General features: G+C 61.6%; 14 protein-coding genes. 13 read left to right on the forward strand and 1 reads right to left on the reverse strand.

The genetic code is table 11. The features are described 5' to 3' along the window. Positions 1 to 93 precede the first annotated feature (93 nt). Positions 94 to 891, forward strand: a complete 798-nt coding sequence (locus tag J7347_RS01745; protein WP_209160607.1) for a LysR family transcriptional regulator — start codon at positions 94 to 96, stop codon at positions 889 to 891. Between the two features lie 394 nt (positions 892 to 1285). Here the strand turns inward: J7347_RS01745 and J7347_RS01750 are convergent, their stop codons facing one another. Next, the gene (locus tag J7347_RS01750; RefSeq protein ID WP_209160608.1) at positions 1286 to 2143 is read right to left on the reverse strand and encodes a hypothetical protein; all 858 of its coding nucleotides are present in this window, start codon (positions 2141 to 2143) and stop codon (positions 1286 to 1288) included. Between the two features lie 326 nt (positions 2144 to 2469). Between J7347_RS01750 and J7347_RS01755 the strand changes: the two genes are divergently transcribed. From J7347_RS01755 to rplV, 12 genes are all read left to right on the forward strand, one after another. Further along, a complete protein-coding gene (locus J7347_RS01755) occupies positions 2470 to 3819 on the forward strand; it encodes an AAA family ATPase (RefSeq protein ID WP_209160609.1) in 1350 nt (449 codons plus the stop codon). A 1168-nt stretch (positions 3820 to 4987) separates the two neighbouring features. Continuing rightward, on the forward strand, positions 4988 to 5359 hold the full coding sequence (gene rpsL / locus J7347_RS01765; protein WP_019831557.1) for a 30S ribosomal protein S12: 372 nt from the start codon (positions 4988 to 4990) through the stop codon (positions 5357 to 5359). A gap of 154 nt (positions 5360 to 5513) precedes the next feature. Further along, positions 5514 to 5984 carry a 30S ribosomal protein S7 gene (rpsG, locus tag J7347_RS01770; RefSeq protein WP_067678709.1) on the forward strand — a complete coding sequence of 157 codons (471 nt, stop codon included), beginning with the start codon at positions 5514 to 5516 and terminating at the stop codon, positions 5982 to 5984. 121 nt (positions 5985 to 6105) lie between these two features. Then, positions 6106 to 8241 (forward strand): elongation factor G, encoded by a 2136-nt coding sequence (fusA, locus tag J7347_RS01775; protein WP_067678706.1) that lies wholly within the window; start codon positions 6106 to 6108, stop codon positions 8239 to 8241. 125 nt (positions 8242 to 8366) lie between these two features. Next, the gene (gene tuf, locus J7347_RS01780; RefSeq protein ID WP_067678703.1) at positions 8367 to 9542 is read left to right on the forward strand and encodes an elongation factor Tu; all 1176 of its coding nucleotides are present in this window, start codon (positions 8367 to 8369) and stop codon (positions 9540 to 9542) included. Positions 9543 to 9900: 358 nt separating this feature from the next. After that, a complete protein-coding gene (rpsJ, locus tag J7347_RS01785) occupies positions 9901 to 10212 on the forward strand; it encodes a 30S ribosomal protein S10 (protein ID WP_061924928.1) in 312 nt (103 codons plus the stop codon). Positions 10213 to 10458: 246 nt separating this feature from the next. Then, positions 10459 to 11340, forward strand: coding sequence for a 50S ribosomal protein L3 (gene rplC / locus J7347_RS01790; RefSeq protein WP_067678700.1), 882 nt, complete (start codon positions 10459 to 10461; stop codon positions 11338 to 11340). A gap of 3 nt (positions 11341 to 11343) precedes the next feature. Continuing rightward, the gene (gene rplD / locus J7347_RS01795) at positions 11344 to 11967 is read left to right on the forward strand and encodes a 50S ribosomal protein L4 (RefSeq protein ID WP_067678697.1); all 624 of its coding nucleotides are present in this window, start codon (positions 11344 to 11346) and stop codon (positions 11965 to 11967) included. Continuing rightward, a complete protein-coding gene (locus J7347_RS01800; protein ID WP_067678694.1) occupies positions 11960 to 12277 on the forward strand; it encodes a 50S ribosomal protein L23 in 318 nt (105 codons plus the stop codon). Before rplD ends, J7347_RS01800 begins: the two co-directional genes overlap by 8 nt. A gap of 4 nt (positions 12278 to 12281) precedes the next feature. Continuing rightward, positions 12282 to 13118, forward strand: a complete 837-nt coding sequence (gene rplB / locus J7347_RS01805; RefSeq protein WP_067678691.1) for a 50S ribosomal protein L2 — start codon at positions 12282 to 12284, stop codon at positions 13116 to 13118. A 6-nt stretch (positions 13119 to 13124) separates the two neighbouring features. Continuing rightward, positions 13125 to 13400: a 30S ribosomal protein S19 gene (gene rpsS / locus J7347_RS01810; RefSeq protein WP_160659878.1), complete on the forward strand. Its 276-nt coding sequence runs from the start codon at positions 13125 to 13127 to the stop codon at positions 13398 to 13400. Further along, on the forward strand, positions 13400 to 13777 hold the full coding sequence (gene rplV, locus J7347_RS01815; protein ID WP_067681480.1) for a 50S ribosomal protein L22: 378 nt from the start codon (positions 13400 to 13402) through the stop codon (positions 13775 to 13777). The genes rpsS and rplV overlap by 1 nt, the downstream gene beginning before the upstream one ends. The last annotated feature ends 1 nt before the right edge of the window (position 13778 follow it).

A 13778-nucleotide genomic window follows, 5' to 3' on the forward strand; every position in this document is an offset into this window, starting at 1 on the left:
AATGTGGCAGAGGTATCGCCCTGTCAAACCGTTCGCTTGGAAATGCTCGCATATTGCGCGAGCGCGCCGCTCTGCCTATTCGCCATTTCCATCATGAAGCGCACCCATCTGCCCCTGAACGCCCTGCGCGTCTACGACGCGGCCGCCCGGCACCTCTCCTTCACCCGCGCCGCGGACGAGCTGGCGGTGACGCCCGCCGCCGTCGGCCAGCAGATCAGAGCGCTGGAGGACCATCTCGGCACGGTCCTGTTCCGCCGCACCAGCAAGGGGCTGGAGCTGACGGCGGAAGGCGCCGCCGGGCTCGATCCCTTGCGCGAAGGGTTCCTGAAATTCGAAGAAAGCGTCAGCGCGATGCAGGCGGGGCAGGCGAGCGACAGCTTCACCATCGCCGTCCCGCGCGAATTCTACGCCCAGTGGCTCGCGCCCCGGCTGGCGGAATTCGGCGCCGACAAGCCGGAGACGCGCTTTACCTTCGTCGCGGACGAGCATGCCGACTTCACCGAAGCCAATCTCGACTGCGCGATCCGGCTGGTGGACGGGCCGGGCGATCTGGAGGGCGTGGAACTCGCCCCCGCCGCGCGGATGACCGTGGCCCGCGCCGAAGCGCATGGCGGCGCGCCGGACCGCTGGATCGACTGGGGCGTGGCCCTGCCGGAAGGCGAGAGCGCCGCGATCACCGTCTCGAACGCAGGGCAAGCCCTGTCGAGCGCGCTGGCCGGGCTGGGCCGGGCGATGCTGCCCGAATTGCTGGTGAAGGATGCGGTCGAGGATGGCCGTCTGGAAGCGCTCGCCGGGCCGGAGCCGGGCCGCCGGGCCTACTGGCTGGTCGCGCCCACGCCGCAATGGCGGACGCGCAAGGTGAAGAGCCTGGTGGATTTTTTGAGTAGTTGAGTTTGTGTTTCGAACCCGCCTCCGCGGGTTCGTCCTCGGTGCTGTTCCCTCCGCTTTGCTCCGGGGCACCTGCGGGGCGCGCCGTGCGCTTGCGGTCCGCTGGTCGCGGACTGGGCCATTCCCGGCCTAGAGACTTTGCGGCGGAGCTCGGTCGGCGACCAGCCGACCGCAAGGGCGACCGCCCGCCCGCAGCGCCGTCAGGCGCGAGGACATCGCGCGCCGGATGGCGTGCGGAAAACAAGAAACGCTCGGTCGGCGACCAGCCGACCGCAAGGCCGACCGGCCGCCCGCAGCGCCGCTAGGCGCGAGGACATCGCGCGCCGGATGGCGTGCGGAAAACAAAAACCTCAACGCCAGCTCTTGGCACCCGCGCTCTCGGCCTGGTCCCCGAGACCTAGTCCGCGCTCTCGGCCCGGTCCCCCGAAGCCAACGCCAACCCCTCCGCACGCCCCTCCTTGCGCCCTTCGCTTCTGGCTCGCGCCAGCAGCTCGTCCAGCTCCGCGCGGTGGCGGATTGCGCCGGACATTTCCTCTAGGATTTCGGCCCGGATGCGTTCGTACAAGGGATGGCCGGCGGTGACGTGCGCCGCGTATTTGTCCGGGCGGCGATTGCGCAGGAAGAACATCACCAGCGCCTCGTTATGCTTGGTGCCGTAGCTCATCATCCCGCCATCGGGCATGGCCTTCCAGACCGGCGTGCCCTCGATCGCGCGGGCGAGGGCGCTGTGTTCGAGATGGTCGACCCCGCGCTCCACCGCCGCGTCCCAGGCATTGGCGAAGCCTTCCGCGCCGGGCCGGGCGCGCAGCTTGTAAAGCGCCTCCATGCTCCGCCCGATATGCCGCGCCGCCTTGCTGACGATGCCGGTGGCGGCGAGATGGGCGATGAAGGCGCGCTGCTTGTCGGGCGTGATCGAATTGCGGCGCGGTTGCTTGTGGATGAAGGGCGCAAAGCCGAGCAACGGATCGTCCGCCCCCGGCTCCGGCCCGACGAAAGCGACGGCGGAGGTCGCCTGCCGCGCAATGGCGCGGGTGGGGGTGAGACGGGTGGTGCCCTTGCGTTTCGAGCCCACCTCCGTGGGCTCGTCCTCGGTGCTGTTCGCGCCGCTTTGCGACGCGGCACCTGCGGGGCGCGCCGTGCGCTTGCGGGAATTTTTGTCTTTCAAGCCCGCCTCCGCGAGCTCGTCCTCGGTGCTGTTCGCGCCGCTACGCGCCGCGGCACCTGCGGGGCGCGCTGTGCGCTTGCGGGCGCTCACGCGCCCGTCTCCGGTCCCAGGTCATAGGGGTAGGAAAAGCCCGGTCCGCGACCAGCGGACCGCAAGGCCGACTGGCCGCCCGGAGCGCTACGCGCGGAGGAAGCCAAGGCGGACGGATGTCCGCCGCCCGGCGCTTGAGTGGCTAAACAAACGACTCCCTCGGCAGGGCTAAAAAAGGTCTCTGGGGCGAAGCGGGGAGGGGTGTGGCCAAGCATGACCACGCTCAGTTTGCAGATTTTTCCCGTGTAGGAAAATGGTATTTCGAGATTGAATTGAAGCTGAGGTGATCACTTTCCAGACTTACCGGTTGAGGTTATGGAAGCCCTATGATCACCCGCATTGAGATCGACGGCTTCAAAAGCTTTGATAAATTCGAATTGAATTTTCGCCCTTTTTCAGCGGTGGTTGGGCCGAACGCGAGCGGCAAATCAAATTTGTTCGATGCTCTCCGTTTCCTCTCTGCCCTCGCACAGGATGACATAAGATCAGCGATGCAAGCGCTCCGAGGAGAGCCCCTAGAGCTTTTCCGCATTACGACCAATGGCTCCGTTGACACGATGAAACTTGCTATAGAGGTTATCCTTCCGCGCGAAGGATTAGACCCTTTCGGCACTTCTTTTTACATATCAGCGCAAAGAATTAGATACGAAGTTGCTTTGGGATTGAAAAAAGATAGCCATTCGCGACTTTCTGGAATTCGCCTACTCAGTGAGAAATGCGAGCAAATTCACAAAAAGAATGAAACTCTAGATTACGTTATTGAAGGCTCATATAATTACTCATACCGGAAAAATCCCTTCATGAATACAATTTCAGAAGGTGGTATGAAGGTTATTGAGGTTCGACAAGATGGCGTAACAGAAACTGGAACCTCCAGAAGAGGTCGGCCGCTGAAAATCTCTGCAGGCGAGTCGACGCGGACTGCACTTTCGGCTGTGTCCAATGCGGAGTTTCCTCATCTTTTCGCTCTCAAAGAACTACTTTCTTCGATCAACTTTCTTGAAATAAATCCGAATTCTGCGCGTAAGCCAAGTGATATTTTCGAAGAGAAAAAGTTGCGACCTGATGCGTCAAATCTCGCGGCAGTCCTTGCTTATTTGAAGGATGCAACCTCCTCTGATATTCAGCCTGATGGATGCCTCAATGATATTTCGATGGATTTATCATCTCTGATTTCTTCTGTCAGTAAAGTTGAAATTAAGGATAGCCGCGACGTTAAAGAGTACGATTTTTCGATCCGAATGTCGGATGGTGTAGAGTGGAGCTCTAGAGTCATCTCAGATGGCACGCTGCGCCTTTTGGCCTTATTGGCTATTGTCGACGACCCCTTTAAATTTGGCGTATTATGTTTTGAGGAGCCGGAAAACGGTGTGCACGAAGGACGAGTAGAATCATTAATAGACCTTCTTCGCGATGCAACTTACCCTGAGGGCCAAGGGCATCCGCCTTTTCAAATACTCATAAACACCCATTCTCCGGCGGTGTTGAGGTCGCTTGATGATCAAGAAGTCATCGTTTCAGACACTGTGAGGGTGGTAGCGACAGACGGAGCGTCGACTCACCGGACAAGAATGCGGAGCGGTGTTGTCGACGGAACTTTGGAATTAGATCCCGAAAGAATTTTAACGAGAAGCGAAATTGATCGTATTTTAAAGCGTAGGCAAGGTCACGCTTGATGTATCTCGCGTGGGCAGCGTTCTATGAAGGAAATGCGGACGATACCTATTTCCGTGTATTAATCCCACGAATTTTAGACGATCTCGCTCGTTCGCATGGTGGCCGACTGCCGATTGTTATTGGCGACTACCCGGCTTTTAGGGCGGGCGTGCGGTCCCGCGATGTAGAATATGTCGGGCAAGAGATCTGCGACGGTAAAGAAGCTTTTGATATTATGTTCGTGCATGCCGATTGCGGTGGAAGAAATCTCGCTTCGACGCTTAGTTCGAGATGTGATGCATATATCGACGCCGCCGCGAGAAAATGCGATTTCGAAGCAAGTCGTGCGGTGCGTATTTGCCCACAACATGAAACGGAGGCGTGGGCGTTAACAGATCCAGCGGCGATTTGCTCTGTCCTTGGTTATCGGGGGCCCGCAACTGATCTTGGACTTCCCCAAACACCTCGACAAGCTGAGTCACTCACGGACCCAAAAGCAGCGCTATCCGCCGCCATTGTGGAGGCATCTGGTCGTCGGAAGATCCGCCCTGGCCGCCTTTTGCCTCTTATCGCTCAGACTCAGAGATTATCTGAGCTACGAAGAGCGCGGTCTTATCGGAATTTCGAAGCCGAGCTGCGTTCCACAATGCAGACTCATGGGTTCCTTAGATAGCCCCCGCACCCTTGACCCAACCCCCATCCCCCGCTAAGCGCGCCTCCATCCGGTGTAGGACTCGTCCAACGCCGGTCAGATAGAGCTGAACATTGCCGGTCATGTCCCGGGGGCCAGTCGCCAGGTGCGGCGTGGCTCTTTTCTATTGGGTTCCAGGCCTCGACGCGATCCCGGTTTTTAACCGGGCGACGACGGGGAGGGGCTCGGGGCAGCCGTCAGAGTAACCCGGTGGCCGTGTGGGCCGGGGGTGGAGCGTTTCAGCTTAGTCGTCATTCCAGCGAAGGCTGGACGCTTTGACTGCCTCGCAACGCGCTGGGTGGAGAGCGATCCCAGCTTTCGCTGGGATGACGGACTAAGCCGAACAATCCGACCCCGTCCGCTAGTTGTCACCAGCCCGCGATGGGTATGGGAGCCGGTTTTGGCGCTTCGCGCCGTCTTCGACTCCCGCCCGGAAGGGGCGCCCCGAGCGCGCAGATGCGCGCGCTCGGATCATCAGGTGAAGAGAAAGAACTCACATGCCGACAATCAACCAGCTGGTCCGCAAGGGCCGCGAACCGCAGAAGGCCAAGTCCAAGGTCCCTGCGATGGAGCAGAACCCGCAGAAGCGCGGCGTCTGCACGCGCGTCTATACGACGACTCCGAAGAAGCCGAACTCGGCTCTGCGCAAGGTGGCCAAGGTGCGCCTGACCAACCAGCGCGAAGTCATCTCCTACATCCCCGGCGAAGGCCACAACCTCCAGGAACACAGCGTCGTGCTGATCCGCGGCGGCCGTGTGCGCGACCTTCCCGGCGTGCGCTACCACGTCCTTCGCGGCGTGCTCGACACGCAAGGTGTCAAGGACCGCAAGCAGAGCCGTTCCAAGTACGGCGCCAAGCGTCCGAAGTAAGGTTTAGCGCGGGTCCGGCTCTGGACCGCTCCCCCTCCCAGCTGCCCTTCGCGGTAGTCTCTGGGTGGCCGGGAGGGGAAGTGGGCTGGTGCCGCAGGACGCTCACGCCAAGAAATTTGGTGAGGTGAGCGGCCACTCCGAAGGAGTTAGAAATATGTCACGTCGTCGTCGCCCAGAGAAGCGCGAAATCCTGCCGGATCCCAAGTTCGGGGATCAGGTCCTGTCGAAGTTCATGAACAACCTCATGCTGGACGGTAAGAAGGCCGTCGCCGAAGGCATCGTCTACACCGCGCTCGACGTGGTGGAAACGAAGGCCAAGGCCAATCCGGTCGAGCTGTTCCATGCCGCGCTCGACAACATCAAGCCGCAGGTCGAGGTGCGTTCGCGCCGCGTCGGCGGTGCGACCTATCAGGTCCCGGTCGAAGTGCGCCCCGAGCGTGCCCAGGCTCTCGCCATCCGCTGGCTGATCACCGCCGCGCGCGGTCGCCCGGAAACCACCATGTCGGCACGCCTGTCGGGCGAGTTGATGGATGCGGCCAACAATCGCGGCAACGCGGTCAAGAAGCGGGAAGATACCCACCGCATGGCCGACGCGAACCGCGCGTTCTCGCACTACCGCTGGTAGAGCGTTCGGTTTGAAGGCCGGGGCGGTGCGTCCCGGCCTTCAACCTGTCACATTAAATCCTACATAGGGGCAGAGCTCGCTCGTCCCCCGACCACCCTCTCGCATTCACGAGGAATTCCACATGGCCCGCGACTATCCGCTGGAGCGCTATCGCAATATCGGCATCATGGCCCACATCGATGCCGGCAAGACCACCACGACCGAACGCATCCTCTATTACACCGGCAAGTCCTACAAGATCGGCGAAGTGCATGACGGCGCTGCGACCATGGACTGGATGGAGCAAGAGCAGGAGCGCGGCATCACCATCACGTCCGCCGCGACGACCACGTTCTGGACCGCCGAAGACGCGACCATGGACCCGCGCTCGGACCCTGAAGCGCTGCGCGCCGACCAGCCCAAGCACCGCATCAACATCATCGACACCCCCGGCCACGTCGACTTCACCATCGAAGTCGAACGCTCGCTGCGCGTACTCGACGGTGCTGTCGCAGTATTCGACGGTGTCGCCGGAGTAGAGCCGCAGTCCGAAACAGTATGGCGCCAGGCCGATAAGTACGGCGTGCCCCGGATGTGCTTCATTAATAAGTTGGATCGCACTGGTGCGGACTTTTATTACTGCGTGAAGTCGATCGTCGATCGTCTTGGTGCTACGCCGCTCGTGCTTTATCTTCCGATCGGTGCCGAAAGCGACCTCAAGGGCGTTGTCGACCTCGTCAATATGCGCGGCATCGTTTGGCAGGCCGAAGACCTCGGCGCCAAGTACGAATTCGTCGACATCCCCGAAGACCTCGCCGACAAGGCTGCGGAATATCGTGAGCAGCTGGTCGAGATGGCGGTCGAGCAGGACGACGACGCGATGGAAGCCTATCTTGAAAGCGGTGAGGCGCCCGACGCCGCAACGCTCAAGAAGCTGATTCGCAAAGGCACCATGGCGCGCGCGTTCGTTCCCGTGCTGTGTGGCTCGGCCTTCAAGAACAAGGGCGTCCAGCCCCTGCTCGACGCGGTTGTCGACTACATGCCGTCGCCGCTCGACGTTCCGGCGATTAAGGGCGTCCTGCCCGACAGCGACGTGGAAGAAACCCGTCCGTCGAGCGATGACGAGCCGTTCTCGGCCCTCGCGTTCAAGATCATGAACGATCCGTTCGTCGGCTCGCTCACCTTCACGCGCATCTATTCCGGCAAGCTTTCCAAGGGTTCGGTTCTGAACTCGGTGAAGGACAAGAAGGAAAAGGTCGGCCGCATGTTGCTGATGCATTCCAACAACCGCGAGGACATCGAAGAAGCATTCGCTGGCGACATCGTTGCGCTGGCGGGCATGAAGGACACGACCACGGGCGACACGCTGTGCGACCCGGCCAAGCCGATCATTCTCGAGCGCATGGAGTTCCCGGACCCCGTGATCGAGCTTTCGGTGGAACCGAAGACCAAGGCCGACCAGGAAAAGATGGGCGTCGCGCTCAATCGTCTGGCCGCCGAGGATCCCAGCTTCCGCGTCAGCACCGACCACGAATCGGGCCAGACGATCATCAAGGGCATGGGCGAGCTTCACCTCGACATCCTCGTCGATCGCATGAAGCGCGAGTTCAAGGTCGAAGCCAATGTCGGCGCACCGCAGGTGGCGTATCGCGAATATCTCGGCCGCGAAGTCGAAGTGACCTACACCCACAAGAAGCAGTCGGGTGGTTCGGGTCAGTTTGGTGAGGTCAAGGTCGTGGTCACCCCCGGTGAGCGCGGCGAGGGCGTCACCTTCGACGACCAGATCAAGGGCGGTAACATTCCGCGCGAATACATCCCGGCGATCGAGAAGGGCATGCGCGAGCAGGCCGAAAGCGGCCATCTGGTCGGCTTCCCGATCATCGACTTCGCGATCCGGCTGGTCGATGGTAAGTACCACGACGTTGACTCGAGCGCGATCGCGTTCGAAATCGCCGGTCGCGGTGCGATGCGCGAAGTGGCCCAGAAGGCCGGCATCAAGCTGCTGGAACCGATCATGAAGGTGGAAGTCGTGACCCCCGAGGACTATCTCGGCGACGTCATCGGCGATCTGAACAGCCGTCGTGGGCAGATCCAGGGCACCGACAGCCGCGGTAACGCGCAGGCGGTCGAGGCGAACGTGCCGCTCGCGAACATGTTCGGCTACGTCAACGAACTGCGCTCGTTCACGCAAGGCCGTGCGCAGTACTCGATGCAGTTCAGCCACTACGACGAAGTCCCCGCCAACGTGGCGGCGGAAGTTAAGGAAAAGCTCGCCTGACGGCGAATGGGGTAAACGAGTAGCTTGCTTAAGGCGAGCGATACAGCTAGGGGCGGCGCCTGTTTCGGCGGGTGCCGTCTCTCTCCCCCGCAGAGATTCAATCTTAGACAGAGGTTAAGAGTACAATGGCGAAGGAAAAATTCGAGCGGAACAAGCCGCACTGCAACATCGGCACCATCGGTCACGTCGACCACGGCAAGACCACGCTGACCGCCGCGATCACCAAGGTCCAGGGTTCGGCCGTCGATTTCGCCAACATCGACAAGGCCCCCGAAGAGCGTGAGCGTGGTATCACCATCTCGACCGCGCACGTGGAATACGAAACCGACGCGCGTCACTACGCGCACGTCGACTGCCCGGGCCACGCCGACTACGTGAAGAACATGATTACCGGTGCTGCCCAGATGGACGGCGCGATCTTGGTCGTGAACGCCGCCGACGGCCCCATGCCGCAGACGCGTGAGCACATCCTGCTCGCTCGCCAGGTCGGCGTGCCGCAGCTCGTCGTGTACCTCAACAAGGTCGACCAGGTCGACGACGAGGAACTGCTCGAGCTGGTCGAACTCGAAGTTCGCGAACTGCTGAGCGAATACGGCTTCGACGGTGACGAAATCCCCGTCGTCAAGGGTTCGGCTCTGGCCGCTCTCGAAGGCCGCGACGAAGAAATCGGCGAAAAGTCGATCAAGGAACTGATGGACGCTGTCGACAGCTACATCCCGCAGCCGGAACGCCCGGTCGATCAGAGCTTCCTGATGCCGATCGAAGACGTGTTCTCGATCTCGGGTCGCGGTACCGTCGTCACCGGCCGTGTCGAAACCGGCGTTGTGAACGTTGGCGACGAAGTTGAAATCGTCGGCATCAAGGACACGCAGAAGACCACCGTCACCGGCGTGGAAATGTTCCGCAAGCTGCTCGATCGCGGTGAAGCCGGCGACAACATCGGCGCCCTGATCCGTGGTGTCGGCCGTGAAGCCGTCGAGCGTGGCCAGGTCCTCGCGAAGCCGGGTTCGGTTACGCCGCACACCGAATTCAGCGCCGAAGTTTACGTGCTGTCGAAGGATGAAGGTGGCCGTCACACGCCGTTCTTCGCCAACTACCGCCCGCAGTTCTACTTCCGCACCACCGACGTGACCGGCGAAGTGATCCTTCCCGAAGGCACCGAAATGGTGATGCCGGGCGACAACGTGACCATCTCGGTCAAGCTGATCGCACCGATCGCCATGGACGAAGGTCTGCGTTTCGCAATCCGCGAAGGCGGCCGTACCGTCGGCTCGGGCGTCGTGGCCAACATCACGAAGTAAGCGCGCTAGCGGCTTCCTCCCGTTAGAGGGGCTGTAAGCTTAGAAACGTGGGCCCGGTTTCCCGTCAGGGAGGCCGGGCCTCGTTTTATGGAGGCGCGATTTGCGATCCCAGACTGGCGAGCGGCACGGTTCGTCGCATCGAGACGTCTGGGTCGAAAATCGACCGGATTAGGGGGTTGTCAGCCAACCGCCTTCCCCGTATATGCGCGCCTCCAGCAGGGGATTCGTCCCTTGCTGCACCAATTTCACGAGGCCGCCCGTTCCGGGAAACCGGGCTAAAGCGAGGCAGGCCTTTGTTTTTGGGGATAACCCGGACACTTCGGGAAAGTCCCTTGGCTCTTTCGCATCGGTATAGGTAATGGAAGCTCAGAACATCCGCATCCGCCTCAAGGCGTTCGATCACCGCGTTCTCGACCAGGCGACTGGCGAAATCGCAGAAACCGCACGTCGCACGGGTGCTCTGATTCGCGGGCCCATTCCCATGCCGACGCGTATCGAGAAGTTCACCGTGAACCGCGGCCCGCACATCGACAAGAAGTCGCGCGAGCAGTTCGAGGTGCGCACCTATAAGCGGCTGCTGGACATTGTGCAGCCGAACGCCCAGACGGTCGACGCGCTGATGAAGCTCGACCTTGCTGCGGGCGTGAACGTCGAAATCAAGCTCGCCTAAGCGAGGGGTTTCCGTCCTGCCGGAAGGACGCTAAGCGCACCGGATAGTTAAGGGCCCCCGAAGGCCCGTCTCGCCGCGAGGCTAGACAAGACATCGGGATACCGCCGGATTTCATCCGGGCCTGCGTCCCCCGTCTCGCTCTTCCCTAGGGGAGGGCAGTTCAGCCCGGACGGGGCGACGCATCGAAAAACGGGCTGACACGCACTTCGGATTTCGCCGATGTGCCTCTGTGAAGGAGTTTTGACGATGCGCACCGGCGTGATCGCAAAGAAAGTCGGGATGACCCGCCTGTTCCAGGAGGATGGACGTCACGTTCCCGTGACCGTTCTCGCTCTTGAGAACTGCCAGGTTACCGCTCACCGCACGGGCGACCGTGATGGCTATTTCGCTGTCCAGCTCGGCGCGGGTGAAGCCAAGCAAAAGAACGTCAACAAGCCGCAGCGCGAAGCCTTCGCCAAGGCGGATGTCGGCCTGAAGATGAAGGTCGCGGAATTCCGCGTTGAGAGCGAAGACGGGCTTCTGCCGGTCGGTGCACGCATCTCCGCCGAACATTTCATCGCAGGCCAGAAGGTCGACATCACCGGTCACACGCAGGGCAAGGGCTTCGCCGGCGCCATGAAGCGTTGGGGCTTCGGTGGTCTTCGTGCCACGCACGGCGTCTCGCTCAGCCACCGTTCGCACGGTTCGACGGGTAACCGCCAGGATCCGGGCCGCGTGTTCAAGGGCAAGAAGATGGCCGGCCACATGGGCGACCGTCAGCGCACCCAGCAGAACCTCGAAATCGTGCGCACCGACGCCGATCGCGGCCTGCTCTTCGTCAAGGGCTCGGTGCCCGGCGCGAAGAACAGCTGGATGCTCGTTCGCGACGCCGTGAAGGTGAAGCATGAAGACCTTCCGTTCCCGGGCGTGATGTATCGCAATCGCGACGAGTTCGAGCACCAGGAAGCGGATGCCGGTCTCATCGAGAGCGCTGCCGAAAGCAGCGTGAACCCCGAGGTCTCCGCCGAGCAGCAGGAAAAGCTTCTGCAGCAGCAGGATGCGGGTGCGGATGCCGATATCGGCGCCGCCGAAGACAACAGCACCACGCCGAGCGTCGACAAGGACGCCGGCGAGAACAAGGAGGGCTGATCCGTGAAGGTGAAGGTCCAGAAAATCGACGGCAAGGCCGCTGGCGACGTCGAGCTCAACGACGACGTGTTCGGGGTCGAGCCGCGCGCCGACATCCTGCATCGCGTCGTGACGTGGCAGCTCGAAAACCGCCGCGGTACTGCCCGCCCGACGCGCGAGCGTTCGGACGTGGCGCGCACCGGCAAGAAGTTCGGCCCCCAGAAGGGTTCGGGCGGCGCTCGTCACGGCGATCGCGGCGCTCCGATCTTCATCGGCGGCGGCAAGGCCCATGGTGCGCGCAAGCGTGACTTCAACCAGTCGCTGAACAAAAAGGTTCGTGCGCTTGGCCTGAAGATGGCTCTGTCCAGCAAGGCGAAAGACGGCCTCATCGTCGTCGACAGCCTCGAGCTGAGCGATGCGAAGACCAAGGCGCTCAAGGCCCAGTTCGACAGCAATGGCTGGAACGGCAAGGTCCTGTTCGTCGATGGCGACGCAGTGAACGACGGTTTCAAGAAGGCCGCACGCAACCTGCCGGGCATCAACGTGCTGCCGGCCATGGGTGCCAACGTTTACGACATCCTGAAGCACGACACGCTGGTCCTTACCAAGGACGCGGTCGAAAAGCTGGAGGCCCGTTTCAATGGCTAAGCAGGACATCGATGCACGTCACTACGACGTGATCCTCTCGCCGCACATCACCGAGAAGTCGACCATGGCTTCGGAACATAACGCGGTTGTGTTCAAGGTTGCGGGCGGCGCCACCAAGCCGCAGATCAAGGAAGCGGTGGAAGCGATCTACTCCGGCCAGAAGGCCAAGGTCGTCGCTGTCAACACGATCAACGTGAAGGGCAAGACCAAGCGCTGGAAGGGCAAGCCCTACAAGCGCAACGACGTGAAGAAGGCGATCGTTACCCTCGCGGAAGGGTCGATGATCGACATCACGGAAGGTGTGAGCTGATCCCATGGCACTGAAGAATTACAATCCGACGAGCCCCGCGCGCCGCGGCCTCATCCTCGTCGACAAGTCCGGCCTGTATAAAGGCAAGCCGGTCAAGTCGCTCACGGAAGGCAAGCGCAAGACGGGCGGCCGCAACAACAAAGGTCACAAGACCTCGCGCGGCATGGGTGGCGGTCACAAGCAGAAGTACCGCTTCATCGACTTCAAGCGTCGCAAGTGGGACGTCGAAGGCACTGTCGAGCGGATCGAATACGATCCCAACCGCACCGCCTTTATCGCTCTCGTGAGCTACGCCGATGGCGAGCAGGCCTACATTATCGCTCCGCAGCGTCTCGCTGTCGGCGACAAGGTCGTGGCTGGTGAGAAGACCGATACCAAGCCTGGCAATGCCATGCTTCTGGGTCAGATGCCGGTCGGCACGATCTGCCACAATGTGGAGATGAAGCCGGGCAAGGGCGGGCAGATCGCTCGTTCCGCCGGGGCCTACGTTCAGCTGGTCGGTCGCGATCGCGGCATGGTCATCGTGCGTCTCAACAGCGGCGAGCAGCGTTACCTGCGCGCCGACTGCATGGGCACCGTTGGCGCCGTGTCGAACCCGGACAACCAGAACCAGAACCTGGGCAAGGCCGGTCGCCGTCGCTGGATGGGCGTCAAGCCGCTGACGCGCGGTGTCGCCAAGAACCCGGTCGACCACCCGCATGGTGGTGGTGAAGGCCGGACTTCGGGCGGTCGTCACCCGGTCACTCCGTGGGGCAAGCCCACCAAGGGCGCCCGTACGCGCAACAACAAGCAGACGGACAAGATGATCATCCGTTCGCGCCACGCGAAGAAGAAGAGGTAAGCGCACATGGCACGTTCCGTCTGGAAGGGTCCGTTCGTGGAACTCAGCCTTCTCAAGAAGGCAGAAACCGCGCAGGATGCGAGCAGCACCAAGCCGATCAAGACCTGGTCGCGGCGCAGCACGATCCTCCCGCAATTCGTCGGCCTGACGTTCAACGTCTACAATGGCCACAAGTTCATCCCGGTCTCCGTTTCGGAAGAGATGGTCGGCCACAAGCTCGGTGAATTCGCGCCCACGCGCACCTTCCCGGGTCACGCCGCCGACAAGAAGGGCAAGCGCTGATGAGCAAGCAGAAGGCACCCCGCCGCGTCGGCGAGAACGAGGCTCTGGCCGTCGGCACCACGATCCGTGGTTCGGCGCAGAAGTTGAACCTCGTCGCCGGTCTGATCCGCGGCAAGAAGGCCGAAGAGGCCCTGAACATCCTCGCTTTCTCCAAGAAGGCGATGGCTCGCGATGCCAGCAAGGTGCTCGCTTCGGCGATCGCCAATGCGGAGAACAATCACGATCTGGATGTCGATGCCCTGGTCGTTGCGGAAGCTTCGGTCGGCAAGTCGATTACCATGAAGCGTTTCCACACGCGCGGCCGTGGCAAGTCCACCCGCATCCTGAAGCCGTTCAGCCGGCTTCGGATCGTGGTTCGCGAGCAGGAAGAGGCGTAAG

Origin of the sequence: Erythrobacter sp. A6_0 (assembly GCF_017744235.1) — a bacterium.
In the GTDB taxonomy this organism is placed as follows: domain Bacteria; phylum Pseudomonadota; class Alphaproteobacteria; order Sphingomonadales; family Sphingomonadaceae; genus Qipengyuania.